The sequence below is a fragment of the Marinomonas mediterranea MMB-1 genome (genome assembly GCF_000192865.1).
GTDB lineage: Bacteria > Pseudomonadota > Gammaproteobacteria > Pseudomonadales > Marinomonadaceae > Marinomonas > Marinomonas mediterranea.
The window spans coordinates 4,024,054-4,039,822 of sequence record NC_015276.1 but is presented as its reverse complement, the minus strand read 5'-3'; the positions used below and the strand labels follow the sequence as shown (position 1 = coordinate 4,039,822).

The window sequence follows — 15,769 nt, the reverse complement described above, 5'->3', positions numbered from 1 at the left end:
ATTTGTTTCAAATGAAATAAATAAAACACAAAAATGAAACATCCGTTCATTAAAGTAGCTGTGTTTTCCAACAACTCAGCTACTTTAATGAAGGAACCTCTCATGCGTAAATCAACATTGGTGTCGATCGCAGTTGGTATGGCAGTATCAGGCTCAAGTATCGCAGCTACTCAAATTGAGTGGTGGCATGCTATGGGTGGTGCAAATGGCGAAAAAGTAAATGAAATTGCGGCTGGCTTTAATGCTGCGCAAGATGCATACGAAGTGAAGCCTGTCTATAAAGGTAACTACTCAGAAACGATGACGTCTGCGATTGCTGCGTTCCGTGCGAAAAAACAACCTCATATTGTGCAAGTATTTGAAGTGGGCACAGCAAGTATGATGGCTGCGGAAGGCGCGGTGTACCCAGTTTATAAATTGATGCGTGAGAATGGTCAAGCATTCAATAAAGATGACTACCTAAGCTCGGTAACAGGCTACTACTCAGATGAAGAAGGCAACATGCTTTCTATGCCTTTCAACAGCTCAACGCCTGTTTTGTACTATAACAAAGAGTTGTTTGCTAAAGCGGGTGTTCAGGCGCCTTCTACTTGGGAGCAAGTTGAAGCGACCTCTAAGAAGCTTATGGATAATGGCGTGAAGTGTGGCTTTACGACCTCTTGGCAGTCTTGGGTTCAACTTGAGAACTTCAGCGCTCGACATAACGTTCCTTTTGCTTCTAAAGCGAATGGTTTCGCGGGTACGGATACAGAGTTGATGTTGAATGGCCCTGTTCAAGTAGCGCACATCTCTAAATTAGGTGAATGGCAGCAAAATGGTATTTTCAGCTATGGTGGACGCCGTAGTGATTCAGCTCCTAAGTTTTACAGTCAAGAATGTGCGATGTTTATGCAGTCTTCTGCAGGTTACGCAGGTATCCGCCGTAACGCCAAATTTGAATTTGGTGTAGCACCGCTTCCATACTGGAAAAAAGACATTTCGACGCCTAAGAATACCATCATAGGCGGCGCGTCTCTTTGGGTTCTTCAAGGTAAGAAAACGGAAGAATACAAAGGCGTAGCATCATTCTTAAGCTACTTATCTCGTGCTGATGTTCAAGCGGATTGGCACCAATTCTCTGGTTACTTGCCGATCACTCATGCGGCCTACGATCTAACTAAGGGTCAGGGTTTCTATACTGCAAATCCAGGTACTGAAACAGGTGTTATTCAGATGACGTCTGGTAAACCAACTGAGAACTCGAAAGGTCTTCGTTTGGGTAACTTCGTTCAAATTCGCGATATTATTAACGAAGAACTTGAAGGCGTTTGGTCTGGTCAGAAAGACGCTCAGACAGCATTGGATGATGCGAAAAAACGCGGTGATGTATTGCTACGTAAGTTTGAAAAAGCCACTAAATAAGCTTTTTCGGTAGATCTCAGTTGGGCTGGGGCAGCGGTGAAAAGTTTTCTCCGTTTTCCTAGGCCTGACTGAGATATTTTACGTTTCTATTAGAGCAATACTATGACCGTATCTTTCCCTCAAAAAAAATTGCCGTACCTACTCTTATTGCCTCAGTTGGTCGTAACCTTCATCTTTTTCTTGTGGCCTGCTGAGCAAGCTTTTGAGCAAGCGCTCTATCAAGAAGATGCCTTTGGGTTAAGTCGAGAATTTGTCGGCTTAGACAACTTTATTTATATTTTTAATGACCCTCAGTATTACACATCGATTGGCGTCACCATGGTGTTCAGTTTTTCGGTCGCCTTTTTGGGCATCGCGATTGCCTTGTGGTTAGCCGTCATGGCTGATCGAGTTATACGTGGCCAAATTGTGTATCAAACGCTGTTGGTTTGGCCATATGCCGTGGCGCCGGCGCTTGCGGGTGTGCTGTGGTGGATTCTACTTGATCCAAGTATCGGCCCGGTCGCATTGTGGCTGAAGACCATTGGTGTTCAATGGAATCACTTTCTAAATGGTAATCAGGCGATGACGCTTGTGGTGCTGTCCGCCACATGGAAGCAAATTAGTTACAACTTCTTATTTTTCCTCGCAGGCTTGCAAGCGATTCCTCGCTCTTTGATTGAAGCTGCTGCGATCGACGGAGCGAGTCCATTGAAACGATTCTGGACCATTGTCTTTCCGTTGTTATCTCCAACCAGCTTTTTCTTACTGGTGGTGAATTTAGTGTACGCCTTCTTCGATACCTTTGGGATTATTGATGCCACGACACAAGGCGGCCCTGGTGTGAGTACGGCAACTATGGTTTATAAAGTATTTAATGACGGCTTTATCGGCCTAGACCTTGGCAGTTCAGCCGCTCAATCTGTGGTCCTGATGGCACTGGTCGGAGTTATGACCGTGATTCAATTTCGATACATTGAACGTAAGGTGGAGTACTAATGATTGAGAACCGTCCTTGGTTGACTTTTGTTAGCCACCTTTCGTTGTTATTGGGTATTGCTATGGTGGCATTGCCTGTCTGGGTGGCGCTTGTCGCGTCGACGCATGCTTCTGATGCCTTTGGGGCTGGCCACATACCTCTTTGGTTTGGGGATCAGGGGCATGAAAATTGGTCACAGGTTTTATTTTCTAAAGCTGGTAACGGAATTGATGTGCCCGTTTGGTACATGATGATCAACTCTTTCATCATGGCGTTAGGCATTACGATTGGTAAGCTGGCGATTTCTATTATTTCTGCCTACGCGATCGTATTTTTTCGATTTCCGTTTAGAGGATTAGCCTTCTGGACGATCTTCATTACCCTCATGTTACCTGTTGAAGTACGCATCGTTCCGACTTACGAGGTCATTGCGAAACTCGATATGCTAGACAGTTATACGGGATTGATTTTGCCGTTGATTGCGAGTGCGACTGCTACCTTCTTATTCAGACAGTGCTTTATGACGGTGCCGGGTGAGTTGGTCGAAGCGGCAAGAATAGACGGTGCCGGGCCGATACGATTTTTCTTCGATATTTTATTGCCGCTGTCACGAACAAACATCGCAGCACTGTTCGTGATTATGTTTATTTATGGTTGGAACCAGTATTTGTGGCCGTTAATTGTGACGACAGACGATGCGTATTATACCTTGGTCATGAGTATTAAGCGTATGTTGTCGGTGGAGCAGGGCGAGGTGGAGTGGAATAAGGTCATGGTGACAACCTTGTTGGCTATGTTACCTCCTATTTTGGTGGTTGTGGGTATGCAAAAATTATTTGTTAAAGGCTTGGTAGACGCGGAGAAGTAATATGTCGGACGTTGTATTAAATAATATCGGTAAAACGTACCCTAACGGCTATCAGGCGATACCCAGTGTGGATCTTACTATCGAGGAAGGTGAGTTTATTGTGCTCGTCGGCCCCTCAGGTTGTGGAAAGTCAACCTTGCTTCGTATGGTGGCAGGACTTGAAACGATTACGCAAGGCGACTTGTTGATTAAAGGGAAACGTGTAAACGAGAAGGAGCCTGCTGATCGCGATATTGCCATGGTATTTCAAAACTATGCGTTATATCCGCACATGACCGTGTACGGCAATATGGCTTATGGTTTGAAGAACCGAGGTGTTTCTAAAAGTGAAATAGAGACCAAGGTCAATAACGTTGCAACCATGCTGGGGCTGGAAGCCTTGTTAGAGCGTAAACCTCGCCAATTATCTGGCGGGCAAAGACAACGTGTGGCGATGGGAAGGGCGATGGTGCGTAACCCTGCTGCGTTCTTATTCGATGAACCCTTGTCAAACCTTGACGCTAAGCTGCGTGTGCAAATGCGCGTCGAAATTCGTGAATTGCAACGTAAGTTAGGTACAACTACGCTATACGTGACCCATGACCAAGTGGAAGCGATGACATTAGCCGATCGTTTGGTGGTACTGAACAAGGGGAAGGCAGAGCAAATTGGGTCACCAATGGAGTTGTATGAAGCGCCGCAAACAACGTTTGTTGCGTCATTTATTGGCTCTCCATCCATGAATTTGATTCCAGCAACGATGGAAGAGGGGCGATTGCGAGTAAATGATCAGGTGTCATTACCTTGCCCTTTTCACTATCAAGGTAGTGTGATTTGGGGCATTCGACCAGAACATCTCGCATGGGTATCTGAAGAGGAAGCAAGTTTTAGTGCTACGGTGAAAGCGATCGAATCCTTGGGTGCTGAAACGCTTATTTATGCGAATTTGGAGACTCATTCGGGCGGAGAAACACTGGTGATTCGAATGCCGGGCGCGCATAATCCACACATTGGCGAACGTATCTGGTTAAAAGCACCGACTGAAAAATGGCATGCGTTCGATTCGCTTACTCAACAACGTGTGGAATAACTATGCAGTTAACAAAGGTTATCGGGCATCGCGGTGCTGCGATGCTTGCGCCAGAAAATACTCTTGCTTCTATTAAAGCGGCCGCAGAAGCGGGGGCAAAATGGGTCGAAATCGACGTGTCTCTGATTGCCGATGGCGGTTTGATTATATTTCATGATGAGACACTAGATCGCTGTACAACGGGATCAGGGAAGTTGAGGTTGGCGAGTCCGTCATTGGTCGCCAGTTTAGATGCAGGTCGCTGGTTTTCTTCGGAATACGAAGGCGAAAAAGTACCGACACTCGTTCAAGCGTTAGATTATATTCAATCGCTTGGCTTAGGACTAAACCTAGAAATAAAACACGATGCCGATGATGTTGAAAACATTGTCCCCGACGTTTTAGAGGCGTTAAAAGAGCATTGGCAAGACAATGAAAAACTGATTATTTCGAGCTTTAACCACGCGGCGCTCGCACTCTGTTATCAAATGGACTCTAGTCGCTACCTTGGGCAATTGTATGAAGACATCCCTGCTGAGTGGCAAGCTCAGTTAGCTGCGATCGAGGCGTACAGTTTACATTGTGATTATGAGCGTTTGACACAAGCTCAAGCGACAGCGATTAAACAAGCGGGCTACAAGCTTCTATGCTACACCGTTAATGAGGCTCAGTTAGTGGAATCCCATTGGCGCTGGGGGATGGACGCTGTTATTACGGATGATCCCAACTTATTTGTGCATTTGGAGAAGTAAGCGTGTCATTAAATGCTCGTCAGAATGAGATTCTAAATTGGGTTCAACAGTGCGATTTGCTTAAAGTTGAGGAAATGGTCGATCGTTTCGGTGTCTCTTCTCAGACGATAAGAAAAGATGTGAATCAATTGGCTGAACGTAACCTTGTGCGACGACAGCACGGTGGCATTGCGCCAGTGTCTACCGCTGAGAACATACCTTTCTCGCAGCGCCAGCATTTAAATGGACTTGCTAAAGAGCAGATCGCGAAGAGAGTCGCAAACGCGATTCCTAATGGCAGCTCAATTTTTTTGGGCATTGGCACAACGGTTGAGTATGTTGCAAAGGCATTGCAAAAACATCAGGGTTTGCAAGTGTTTACTAACAATATTACCGTGGCGACCATTCTTGGGCAATGTGATGGCATTGCCGTAAGGATGACAGCAGGTAAGCTTCGTCACCAACATCATGATCTAGTAGGTGATGAGACTCTTGAATCAATACGTCGGTATTATTTCGATTACGGCGTGGTTGGGTGTGGGGGGTTAAGTGAAACTCAAGGCGTGCTCGATTTTGATCCAGATGAAGCGACCGTGAGCCGAACTATCATTGATCAAAGTCGCCATGTTTTTTTAGTCGCGGATCAGCATAAATGGTGTCGAAAGGCGGTCGCGGTAGTCACGCCTTTTTCAAGAATTGAGCGGTTGTTTACAGATCATCTTTCCGATACAAGCTCTGCTTGTCTTGTGTCTAATCAAGTGTCGGTTGAACTGTGCACTTCGTCTCTATAGCTCGTTTTTATTGGTGTTAAGCTAGTAAAGACGGCTCTATGAGTAAGCGAGTATTTTCATGTTACCCATTTCAAGTTTAAGTCAGAAAGCGCTAGCGGATATCCAATTTATTCTTTCTGATTTTGATGACACCCTAACGTTCAACGGCGGACTGCTTTCGACCACCTTAAAAGCTTTGGAAGAGCTAAATGCAGTGGGTGTTAAGGTTATTCCAGTTACCGGAGGTTGTGCAGGTTGGTCGGATATGATGGCGCGTACGCTGCCCGTATCTGGAGTGATTAGTGAAGGTGGATCGATTTTTATAGAGAAGAAAACGAACGGTAGAACACAATACCACTTTTGCGTTCCTGAACATGAAATTCGTGCGTTTCAGAAAGCGACGCTTGAAACCGTTCAGCGAGCATTAGGCGAAGGAAGCACCTTAAAATTGGCAAGCGATCAAGAATTCCGAATTTCGGATGTCGCGATCGATTTTGCGCAAGATGTCGTTCCGCCTGCTCACAAAGAAAAGACGCAATTGTTGGATAGGCTAAAACGCAGTGGCCTCAATGCAAAAGTGTCATCTATTCACATTAATATTACTCACCCTGAGGCGGATAAGTGGCGAATGTCGAAAAGAGTCTTAACGGATTTTTACTGCCTTGCTGAAAGCGATTTTAGTAACGACGTTTTGGCTGTTGGCGATGCACCGAATGATCAAGCACTGTTTGAACGGTTTTCAAAAAGTGTGGGAGTGGCCAACATTGTACGCTATGAAAAAGAACTGATTACACCTCCTAGATACGTCACCCAATTCGAAGGGGGTCATGGGTTTGCTGAATTGAGTAAACTTATAATCGCAGCCAAGAGTACATAGCGCCGCTTTTTAGCAACGAGCTCAGCATTGGAAGGTGAAGCTTGCCTCGAATAAAAGCTTGTCCCGAATAATAGGAAGTGATCCACATTCTGTCACTCGAGGATGTGTTTACGCCTTTCTAAGTAACGCAGTGAAATAACCTATAATAATTACAATAGTTTACCGAGTGTTTCCTGTCTGTTGTTTTAATAGGCAAATAGGCGGTTTAAACTGGTGTCTAAGTCAGCTCAGTTAGGGGGCGCACATGATACGCTGTTTAAAAGACATTAAACGTACCACGCTAGTGATCTCGCTCCTCTTAGGTGTATTGGTCTCTTCAAAGAGTTTTTCGCTGACTATTCTCTTCACTTCCAATATTCCTAATGTATTCGAAACTGATGGTGCTTACTCCATTGGCAAGCTCGGATCTTATATAAAGTCCTACCGTCGCGATTCTGATGAAACGGTCATATTTGTGCATGGCGGCGACAGTCTCTTTCCTAATGCGCTCTCTGTTTATGACAGCGGCGTACATATGGTGGATATGTTGAACACGATTGGCACCGACATTTTTGCGGTTAATCAACGTGAGTTTCAGCAAGGGATTGATCAGCTCACGTTGCGTACATTTGAAGCAGGCTTTCCTATGCTACAAAGTAATCTTATTGATGAGCGCACGGGAGAACACATTGAAGGCACTGTGGATAAGTATTTGCACCCAACTCAGGAGGGCATGATTGGTTTTGTGTCTGTCTTAGATGAATCAATTACCGATATTTATTTAACTCGCGATGTGGCGGTAAAGCCGCCAATGGAAACGGCGAAGAAGCTCGCTCTCGATTTAAAGCGTCGGGGTGCACAAGCGGTGGTGCTGATTACCGAGCGTTCCGCATTGCCTGATGATCTTTCTGAACTCAGTGATACGATCGATTTAATCTTAGTCGCTGCTGAAGTAAAGGACAGTGTTGAGGACGCAGAGACGTTGATGGTATCAAGTGGTGGCGCGGACGGAGAGATTGCCGTGATTTCGTGGCAGCTTGGTCAAAAACCATCGGCTAAAATTGATTCGGTTTCCTCATATGAAGAAGATACAGCAATACGAGTCTCGTTAGATAAATATCTTGGTCGATTGGAATTAATACTAGAGCGTGAGCTGGTCACCTTGCAGGTTGATGCGAATACCACAAAATCTAAAATACGTTCGGGAGAGTCTGCGTTAGGGAACGTATTTGCTGACGCCATTAAAGAAGAAGTACAAACCGATTTTGCGGCAATAAACAGTGGGGCGATCCGAGGGAATAGAGAGTATCGAGCAGGTGACATAATAAAGTATAAAGATATACAAACAGAGTTACCGTTCGGTGGCAGCCTATATGTGATAAACGTGATAAAAAAAGAGCTCAGTGCGCTGATGGAGCATTCGGTTAGTCGAGTAAACAAACTCCACGGTGCGTTCTTTCAAATTTCAGGTTTTGAAGTTTTGTATGATTTGTCGAAGCCTGTTGGCAAGCGGATCGTTCGTTTAACCAAAAATGGAAACGAACTTGAGCCTGGAAAAAGCTATACCTTGGCCATACCAGACTATATACGTTATGGTGGTGATGGTTATCAGATCCGCGAAGAACAGGTTGTGAACAAGGTGTCTGTACGCGAAAGATTAATGTGGAACGTTGTATCCGAGTATCTAGATAGAAAAGGTCAGGTTACACCAAAGTTAGAAGGGCGGTTAGTGGATATTTCCACTCCCTTAAGGTCGAATATTAAGGCAAGTACCGAATGACTCAGGAGAAGCGCTTTTTTCACAGCCTCAGATGGCTTATTGGTTTTGTTTTTTCAGTGATCTTGTTGTTCCTTGTGGCGATAAGCGGCTTGCTTATTTATCAGATGGAGAAGTTCAATACGGTCGCGCGGGAGCATGCTGAGTCCCATATCCCTATTCTTGAAGTGCTGACAACCACTCAATTATCTATCACACGCCTGTCTTCGATTGGTGTTGAACTGGTTGCCAGTACCTCGGGCGCTAAATCGAGAACGTTAATTACCCACGCCAATGAACTAATTGCTGAAATTGCATACAATTTAAGCCTGCTGGAAGAGAGTAAGGAGGTTTACGAGCTTCGAGAGATTCTAGACAGTGTGCGACCCGGTATTCAGTTATTGATTGATAAAAAGCAGCAAACCTTTGAACTAAAAGAGCGATTTGATGCGGATATTTTACTTGTTAAACATTTGCTTACTGGTGCCTTTGTTGATGAAGCGAATATGGAAGAAGGCAATTTATGGCGACAACTTCTTTTAGAGGTGTCTAATCTTCAATCGGTCGGGAAGGTTTATGAGCTTAAGCGTGGTCTAGGGAAAATTCATTTCTACCTCGAACAGTTGGACGATATTGTTTCTCCATCTGGTGTGACGCTACTGGATGATGTGGAGCTTATTTTAGCTGGCGAAGACGGCTTGGAGAGTATAATCAAGCAGCGAGAAATACTACAAACTGAGCTTGTGAGTTTAGATACGCAAAACCGAATATTAATGGGAAGCATTGTTGATTATGGTCAAAGAATTTATAGCCAGCGAGAAAAAAGAGTCGCTCAACAAGCCCAAGAGTTACAAAGCAGTGCAGGCTTATCACGAAATATTTTGATTTTGGCGATCGTGGCTATGATCGTTATTACGTTTGCTTCTTACTTAGTGTTAAAACGGCGTTTATTTTCGAAGTTAGTCAATCTACAAGGCATCGTCTCGTCTAAAGACTCGATTACTGACGAAGACCTTCTTTCATTTGATGAGCGAAATGAGATCGGTAGTTTGGTCTATCAGCTCAAGGACTATCTAGATACGATTGAGCTGCAAAAAGCCCAACTTGCACAAACAGGCAGCCAGTTGGAGTCGATGCTTCGTTATTCCCGTCTTTGTGTCGCGGTAGTCAAGCGAGATAAGATTCTCTTCCATAATGATATGTTCGCGGATCTCTTTCATATCAGTCAACTGACATTCTTGAGTGAACTGCCTCATAACGTCGCTAAATTGGCGAAAGAGCCTCGTAAGTTGAGTGAGGGTAGTGTTGTTTTGTTAAGTGGATATCACGACATTGTGCGAGACAAATGGTTTGATATGCGTGCTGCCAATATTTTATGGGACGGTGAAAACTGCAACTTTATTATGTTCCTGGATGTCACCGACCGCGAAAAAGCAACGCAAGCGTTTGAAAGAAGTTTGTCCGATGCGGAGAAAAAAGCACAAATCGATGGCTTAACCGGACTGTATAACCGCAATTACTTTGACGCTGTGATGAGAGATTTAAACTCAGAATCTGACGGAGTTTCCTATGCGTTTGTGGTCATCGATATCGATCAGTTTAAAGAATACAATGATGCTTTCGGGCACTTAAAAGGCGACGCGGTTTTGTCTAAGGTTGCTGAAACCATTCAATATTGTGTGAGTGAAAACGCCAACGCGATTCGTTATGGTGGAGAAGAGTTTGTTATTATTATCCGAGATGCGGATCAGGCGTCGACAAGACAATTAACAAACCAGATACTTCAACGTGTGTTAGAGTTGGATATCGCCCATCCTGCTTCAGCACACAAAGTAGTGACAGTAAGTGCGGGAGGTGCGATTAGTCAGGTGGATTCAAATAGAACGCCTATTGCGTACTTTGAAGAAGCGGATAAGAAGTTGTATCAAGCGAAAGCGGCGGGAAGAAACTGCTCGGTTTTTTAGCTCCTTGAATACCTTCGGGCCTTAATAAAGAAAATCTAAGGAAGATCGCGATAATATGAACATTACAAGACGTTTGAAGTTACCTGATTCTGTGAGGCTTCATCGTTATAAAAGCCTGCCGGAGCAAGGCCCTAAACTTCTGTTTTTTAGTGGCGGTTCCGCGTTAAATAAAATTAGTCGCGTCCTTAAATCCTATACACACAACTCTGTTCATTTAGTGACCCCTTTTGATTCCGGTGGCAGCTCAGCCCATCTTCGAAATGAGTTTGATATGCCTGCAGTAGGAGATTTGCGCAGTCGACTCATGGCCTTGGCGGATGAAACTGTGCTGGGGCAGCCTGAAGTATATGAACTATTTACCTATCGATTTTCGAAGTGTGCTAATCAAGAGGACCTAGAAGACGAATTTAATAATCTTGTAAGTGGCACTCATGCTCTTATAGTGCCCATTACCGATCCAATGCGGTCGCTAATTCAAACTCAGTTGGCGGTGACGAAACGAAGAATTGGCGCCCAGTTTGAACTTAGAGGGGCGAGTATTGGTAATTTGATTATTGCTGGCGGTTACCTGAATAACCAACAACAGCTTGATCCCATCGTCTTTTTGTTTTCTCGACTTGTTAAAACGTTGGGACAGGTGAAAACAGTCGTAGATACGTCATTGCATTTGGGGACCCACCTTGAAAGCGGTGAAACCATTCTGGGGCAGCATAACCTGACAGGCAAAGAAACCGACCCGTTGCAAAGTCCTATTCAGAATATCTGGTTAAACGATGGTCTCGATGACGTCTGTCACGCGTCGGTGAGTCTGTCTCCAGATAGGGAAGCTGATATTTTGGACGCGGATCTAATATGTTTCCCTCCGGGCAGTTTTTTTTCTAGCTTGGTAGCTAATTTGCTTCCTGATGGCGTTGCAACGGCTATACGAAGTAATCCCAACCCTAAAGTCTATATTCCTAATTTAGGCATCGACCCTGAGCAACTAGGTTGGCCTCTCATGAAGCGTGTGAGTTGGCTGGCGTCATTGCAAGACAAGCGAGAAATTAATGAAAAAGCCCTAGATATCCTCTTGTTAGATGAGCATCATAATTACGGAGAGTTGGATATCGCGCGACTGGAAAGGCTTGGCGTCGAGGTCATCAAAACACGATTGATTTCCTCTAATGCGAATAGATATGATGAGATACTGGTAAATGAAGCGTTGCTCTCGATGACCTAATGTAATGATAAATTTGTTACAATAAATAACGGCACTCTTGGGCGGATAAAGGTAACCTTGCGCAATTAGAGTTTTAATCTTGAAAGGTAAGCTGGAATTTTACCTTGGAAAGTGACGGATTAGTCCATCAGATTCAGTGTTTGGATAGCGTTTTTATTCTAGTGAATTCCGGCAGTTGTACCTTTGATCAAATTTCCAGAGAGATAATTCATGAGCGTCAATATATTGATTTGCGATGATTCCAGTTTAGCGAGAAAACAGCTAGCGCGAGCGCTGCCTAAGGACTGGGATGCAAATGTGACATATGCGCAACATGGCCAGGAAGCCCTTGACATCATCAACAGTTCCTCTGTTGATATTATGTTTCTCGATCTCAATATGCCTGTTTTAGATGGCTATCAGACCCTTCAGGGGCTTCAGGGTAAGGCGAATGCTCCTGTTGTTGTAGTTGTTTCGGGTGATGTTCAGCCACTGGCGATTAAGCGTGTATCGGACCTTGGCGCACTCGATTTTCTGAAGAAGCCTGTGTCCTCGGATATATTGCTTGATACCTTGTCGGATCTGTCTATTTTTAAAGACAGAACGTCAGACGGGAATAACGGTCTGAATCTTGGTGATTTAAAAGAAAAGTTGACGCTTACAAGTGGCCTGCAGGAAGTCGCGAATGTATCAATGGGGCGAGCCGCTAGCGTGCTTGCTGACATGCTGAATGTCTTTATAAAACTGCCTGTTCCACAAGTGAATGTTTTAGAAGTCAGTGAATTGCAAATGGCATTGTCTTACGGAGGGAAAGAGCAGGGACAATGTTCAGCAGTGACTCAAGGCTTTGTGGGTGCCGGTATATCAATCGAAACCCTGTTGATTTTCTCGGATTCCAGCTTTCCTGACATGGCGAAGTTATTGGGTATGTCGGAAACCATTGATCATACGATGGAACTTGAGTTACTGATGGATATTTCATCGGTGTTGGTTGGCCCTTTTATGGCGGCATTGAGTCAGCAGCTTAATATTGAATTTAGTCGGAGCCATCCCGCGGTACTTGGTCAGCACATTAAAGTGCAAGACTTAGTTGGAGTGAAAAAGAGCTCCTTGAAGCAAACGCTCGCTGTCGAAATTGTTTATGAGGTTGAAAACTATAAAATAAGTTGTGACCTACTGTTACTATTCACTGAAGATTCGCTCGAACCGTTAGAGCGCCTACTTTCCTATCTTATTGATTAGAGCTTAAAGAATATGTCTACTGAATCGTCGGAATTAGCTGAACTGCATTGGCTTTTTGATATGTTGCAACATATCGATGTGGGTCTTGTTGTCCTGGACAGCCAATACCAAGTTTCTCTTTGGAATGGTTTTATGGAGAATCACAGTGGAAAAAGCTCGACGACAGCGAAAGGCAAGTCTCTTTTTGAACTGTTCCCAGATATCAATGCAGATTGGCTAAAAAAGAAAGTCGATACCGTCCTTGCGCTTAATACACCGATTTATATCGCGTGGGAGCAACGACCTTACGTTTTTAAGTTTAAACCGTATCGTTCCATAACAGGAACATCCGAACACATGTATCAGAATGTGGTCTTAAGGCCCATTACTGACGTTCGTGGAAATGTAAGTCATGTATGTGTCGTCGTGTACGATGTCACGCCTGTTGCCATGAACAAGCTATCATTGGTCGAAGCGAACCGTAAATTAGACCAAATGAGCAAAACGGATGGATTAACGGATCTCAATAACCGAGCTAATCTAGATCGCGCATTAGGAATGATTTTTTCGTCTTATACCAAGAATAAAGGCACGCATTGTTTGGTCATGGCTGACATAGACCATTTCAAAAAGGTCAACGACACCTATGGTCATCCTGTAGGAGACGAAGTGCTGAAAGATGTTGCAAAAATATTGGGAGGCTCTTCTAGACGAGGTGATTTTGTTGGACGCTTTGGCGGTGAAGAGTTTGCCATATTGTTGCCTAATACGGGCAAAGAAGGCGCGTTTAAATATTGCGAAAAAATTCGTGAAACCATCGCTAAGCGCGATATAAAAACGGCTCAAGGGTCGATTAACATTACGATTAGCTTAGGCGTTTGTGAGTTAAGCGATGCCGAAAAAGACGTATCTGCGTGGCTATCTAAAGCGGATGATGCCTTGTATAGAGCAAAATCTGAAGGCCGAAATAAAACCTGTACCGCTTAGCCTGCCCTAAAAAACACTTCTTTTTTCTTCTTATTCAGGCTGCTTTACAAAGTAGCCTGAATACTCATCATAAAAACAAACTATTGTAATCATCTCATCTGAGGCTAATATGTTCCTATTATTATTGGATTCTGGAGTGATGAATGAACGGCCAACTAATTAAAGAGTTGGAAGAAGTCGGTGGCGAAATACTGCCTTCTAATATACGAGATTGTGATGAGATTGTGATTAATCAACCAAGCTTTACTGCTCGTATCGCCTTATGGGGAGGTCATTTAGTTAGCTTTACCCCCACTGGCCAAGAAGACTGGCTATTTCAGTCTGAAAACGAAGGTGCAGACAACCGTTTTGGACGCCGGCACTTTGGTGTCCCTGTATGTTGGCCGTGGTTTGGTGCTCATGACTCAGAATCCGATTACCCTTCTCATGGTTTGGCAAGGTATTTCCGTTGGAAACTGATAGAAGTGGGGCGCTTTAAGAATGGCGATATAAAAGTTGTTTTGCGGTTAAGGTCTGAGGATCATCCCCTTGTCGAAGAAATGTGGCAGCAGCCGTTTGAACTTAAACTAACCTTTCGGCTTGGAGAGGGCTTTTCTGTTTCTCTCAATGCGGAAAATATGTCGGATAAGCCTTTTACGGTTTCTGAGGCATTTCATACGTATTTTAGAGTGTCAAATAATCAAAAGACCCTTATATCGGGGTTGGGCGGCGTTTCTTATATCGATAAGATTGATAACAGCGGTACTAAGGTTCAAGACGGTGTTGTAACGCCATGTGACTCTATGGATAGGGTTTATTTAAATGCGCCTAAACTCACGGAAATACACGATAAGAAACTAAAGCGGAAGTTTATTGTGGAGAGTAAAGGCAGTCACAGTACTGTTCTTTGGAATCCAGGCGAAGCATTAGCAAAAATGCGAACCGACATAGAAGACCACGAATATAAGTCATTTGTGTGTGTTGAAACCGCTAATGCGCTTGCAAACAGCTATGTATTGGAGCCTGGTGACAGTCATAAACTTAAGCTTTCAGTCTCTTGCGAGTCCTTGTAGTTCGTTTATTTACTTGGCGACGCGACAACGTCATACGTCGCTTTTTGAATCAGTCCACAGAGTAACGCTAGTGGGCTGATTCATGGCGTTTCTACTGTATCTTTCTATTTTTGCCTATCGTGGCGGCGCAGATAATATTCGAAGCCTCTAATTAAAAGCGACAGCCCTAATGTCAGTACGAGATACATAAAGGCGACGACGTTGTATGTTTCGAAAAATTGAAAGGTTGACGCGCTGTATACCTTGCCCAATTGAGTAATGTCTTGCACACCCAATACAGACACCAGAGCGGAGTCTTTTATCATGGCGACGAAGTCGTTGCCAAGAGGCGGCAGTATTTTTCGCATGGCTTGCGGTAGGATGATTAATCTAAACCTTTGCCAACCCGATAAACCTAATGCTTGCGCTGCTTCTATTTGGCCTTTGCTGACTTCTTGAATACCTGCACGAAAAACTTCTGCAATAAACGCGCTGTAACTTATTGAAAGCGCAAAGATGGCACGCCAAAGCAAGGTGAAATCACGGGTTCTCGCTTTCTCTAACCAACCTTGCTCTATAGGGTACTGAAGCGACCAGTTGTACAGTTTAATGATTTCTGGCGCACCGACGAATGCAATATAGAACAGAAGAACTAAGACGGGAACACCACGAATTATTTCGATATAAAAGCGGGACATTTCTCTTACGATTCGATGGCGAGAAAAGCCTGCTAAAGCGATGAAAAGGCCGGCGATGGAGGCAATCGAAAATGCGGCAAACGTCACACCAACAGTCGTTAGCAAACCTTGGCTAAGCGTATTGGCGATTTTTTGATAACTTTCATCCGCAATGATATGCCAGCCTAGCAGCAAAAATAAGGCAATAGTGGCGACCAGCCACCAAGGCGTTTTATCAAGAGTGTGTTTTACTGATTGCATTGAAAAGGAGCAGTCCTATGAATCGAAGCAGTGTTAGACAGT

At 44.2% G+C, this 15,769-nt stretch carries 14 protein-coding genes; 13 read left to right on the top strand and 1 reads right to left on the bottom strand.

The features are described 5' to 3' along the window. Nucleotides 1-102: 102 nt before the first annotated feature. From ugpB to MARME_RS18350, 13 genes are all read left to right on the top strand, one after another. Nucleotides 103-1,401 (top strand): sn-glycerol-3-phosphate ABC transporter substrate-binding protein UgpB, encoded by a 1,299-nt coding sequence (gene ugpB, locus MARME_RS18410; protein WP_013662775.1) that lies wholly within the window; start codon nt 103-105, stop codon nt 1,399-1,401. Between the two features lie 102 nt (nt 1,402-1,503). Continuing rightward, nucleotides 1,504-2,379 (top strand): sn-glycerol-3-phosphate ABC transporter permease UgpA, encoded by an 876-nt coding sequence (ugpA, locus tag MARME_RS18405; protein WP_013662774.1) that lies wholly within the window; start codon nt 1,504-1,506, stop codon nt 2,377-2,379. After that, nucleotides 2,379-3,227, top strand: a complete 849-nt coding sequence (ugpE, locus tag MARME_RS18400) for a sn-glycerol-3-phosphate ABC transporter permease UgpE (protein ID WP_013662773.1) — start codon at nt 2,379-2,381, stop codon at nt 3,225-3,227. The genes ugpA and ugpE overlap by 1 nt, the downstream gene beginning before the upstream one ends. A gap of 1 nt (nt 3,228) precedes the next feature. After that, nucleotides 3,229-4,296: a sn-glycerol-3-phosphate import ATP-binding protein UgpC gene (locus MARME_RS18395; RefSeq protein WP_013662772.1), complete on the top strand. Its 1,068-nt coding sequence runs from the start codon at nt 3,229-3,231 to the stop codon at nt 4,294-4,296. Between the two features lie 2 nt (nt 4,297-4,298). Beyond that, nucleotides 4,299-5,027: a glycerophosphoryl diester phosphodiesterase gene (locus MARME_RS18390; protein ID WP_013662771.1), complete on the top strand. Its 729-nt coding sequence runs from the start codon at nt 4,299-4,301 to the stop codon at nt 5,025-5,027. Between the two features lie 2 nt (nt 5,028-5,029). Beyond that, nucleotides 5,030-5,797: a DeoR/GlpR family DNA-binding transcription regulator gene (locus MARME_RS18385; RefSeq protein WP_013662770.1), complete on the top strand. Its 768-nt coding sequence runs from the start codon at nt 5,030-5,032 to the stop codon at nt 5,795-5,797. Between the two features lie 58 nt (nt 5,798-5,855). Next, the gene (locus MARME_RS18380; protein ID WP_013662769.1) at nt 5,856-6,653 is read left to right on the top strand and encodes an HAD-IIB family hydrolase; all 798 of its coding nucleotides are present in this window, start codon (nt 5,856-5,858) and stop codon (nt 6,651-6,653) included. Between the two features lie 244 nt (nt 6,654-6,897). Beyond that, nucleotides 6,898-8,412: a bifunctional metallophosphatase/5'-nucleotidase gene (locus MARME_RS18375; protein WP_013662768.1), complete on the top strand. Its 1,515-nt coding sequence runs from the start codon at nt 6,898-6,900 to the stop codon at nt 8,410-8,412. Continuing rightward, nucleotides 8,409-10,352 carry a GGDEF domain-containing protein gene (locus MARME_RS21630; protein WP_013662767.1) on the top strand — a complete coding sequence of 648 codons (1,944 nt, stop codon included), beginning with the start codon at nt 8,409-8,411 and terminating at the stop codon, nt 10,350-10,352. Before MARME_RS18375 ends, MARME_RS21630 begins: the two co-directional genes overlap by 4 nt. A 55-nt stretch (nt 10,353-10,407) precedes the next feature. After that, nucleotides 10,408-11,571, top strand: a complete 1,164-nt coding sequence (locus MARME_RS18365) for a GAK system CofD-like protein (RefSeq protein ID WP_013662766.1) — start codon at nt 10,408-10,410, stop codon at nt 11,569-11,571. Nucleotides 11,572-11,781: 210 nt separating this feature from the next. Next, nucleotides 11,782-12,792, top strand: coding sequence for a response regulator (locus MARME_RS18360; RefSeq protein ID WP_013662765.1), 1,011 nt, complete (start codon nt 11,782-11,784; stop codon nt 12,790-12,792). Between the two features lie 12 nt (nt 12,793-12,804). Beyond that, entirely contained in the window at nt 12,805-13,758 is a 954-nt protein-coding gene (locus MARME_RS18355) for a GGDEF domain-containing protein (RefSeq protein ID WP_013662764.1), read from the top strand. 143 nt (nt 13,759-13,901) lie between these two features. After that, a complete protein-coding gene (locus MARME_RS18350; protein ID WP_013662763.1) occupies nt 13,902-14,810 on the top strand; it encodes a D-hexose-6-phosphate mutarotase in 909 nt (302 codons plus the stop codon). A gap of 104 nt (nt 14,811-14,914) precedes the next feature. On the opposite strand, the gene MARME_RS18345 is transcribed toward MARME_RS18350, so the two are convergent. Beyond that, on the bottom strand, nt 14,915-15,727 hold the full coding sequence (locus MARME_RS18345; protein ID WP_013662762.1) for an amino acid ABC transporter permease: 813 nt from the start codon (nt 15,725-15,727) through the stop codon (nt 14,915-14,917). Nucleotides 15,728-15,769: the final 42 nt, after the last annotated feature.

Excerpts from the sequence above, each read along its gene's own strand:
- ugpB (WP_013662775.1), top strand. The coding sequence starts at position 103 with ATGCGTAAATCAACATTGGTGTCGATCGCAGTTGGTATGGCAGTATCA.
- ugpA (WP_013662774.1), top strand. The coding sequence starts at position 1,504 with ATGACCGTATCTTTCCCTCAAAAAAAATTGCCGTACCTACTCTTATTG.
- ugpE (WP_013662773.1), top strand. The coding sequence starts at position 2,379 with ATGATTGAGAACCGTCCTTGGTTGACTTTTGTTAGCCACCTTTCGTTG.
- MARME_RS18395 (WP_013662772.1), top strand. The coding sequence starts at position 3,229 with ATGTCGGACGTTGTATTAAATAATATCGGTAAAACGTACCCTAACGGC.
- MARME_RS18390 (WP_013662771.1), top strand. The coding sequence starts at position 4,299 with ATGCAGTTAACAAAGGTTATCGGGCATCGCGGTGCTGCGATGCTTGCG.
- MARME_RS18380 (WP_013662769.1), top strand. The coding sequence starts at position 5,856 with ATGTTACCCATTTCAAGTTTAAGTCAGAAAGCGCTAGCGGATATCCAA.
- MARME_RS18375 (WP_013662768.1), top strand. The coding sequence starts at position 6,898 with ATGATACGCTGTTTAAAAGACATTAAACGTACCACGCTAGTGATCTCG.
- MARME_RS21630 (WP_013662767.1), top strand. The coding sequence starts at position 8,409 with ATGACTCAGGAGAAGCGCTTTTTTCACAGCCTCAGATGGCTTATTGGT.
- MARME_RS18365 (WP_013662766.1), top strand. The coding sequence starts at position 10,408 with ATGAACATTACAAGACGTTTGAAGTTACCTGATTCTGTGAGGCTTCAT.
- MARME_RS18360 (WP_013662765.1), top strand. The coding sequence starts at position 11,782 with ATGAGCGTCAATATATTGATTTGCGATGATTCCAGTTTAGCGAGAAAA.
- MARME_RS18355 (WP_013662764.1), top strand. The coding sequence starts at position 12,805 with ATGTCTACTGAATCGTCGGAATTAGCTGAACTGCATTGGCTTTTTGAT.
- MARME_RS18350 (WP_013662763.1), top strand. The coding sequence starts at position 13,902 with ATGAACGGCCAACTAATTAAAGAGTTGGAAGAAGTCGGTGGCGAAATA.
- MARME_RS18345 (WP_013662762.1), bottom strand. The coding sequence starts at position 15,727 with ATGCAATCAGTAAAACACACTCTTGATAAAACGCCTTGGTGGCTGGTC.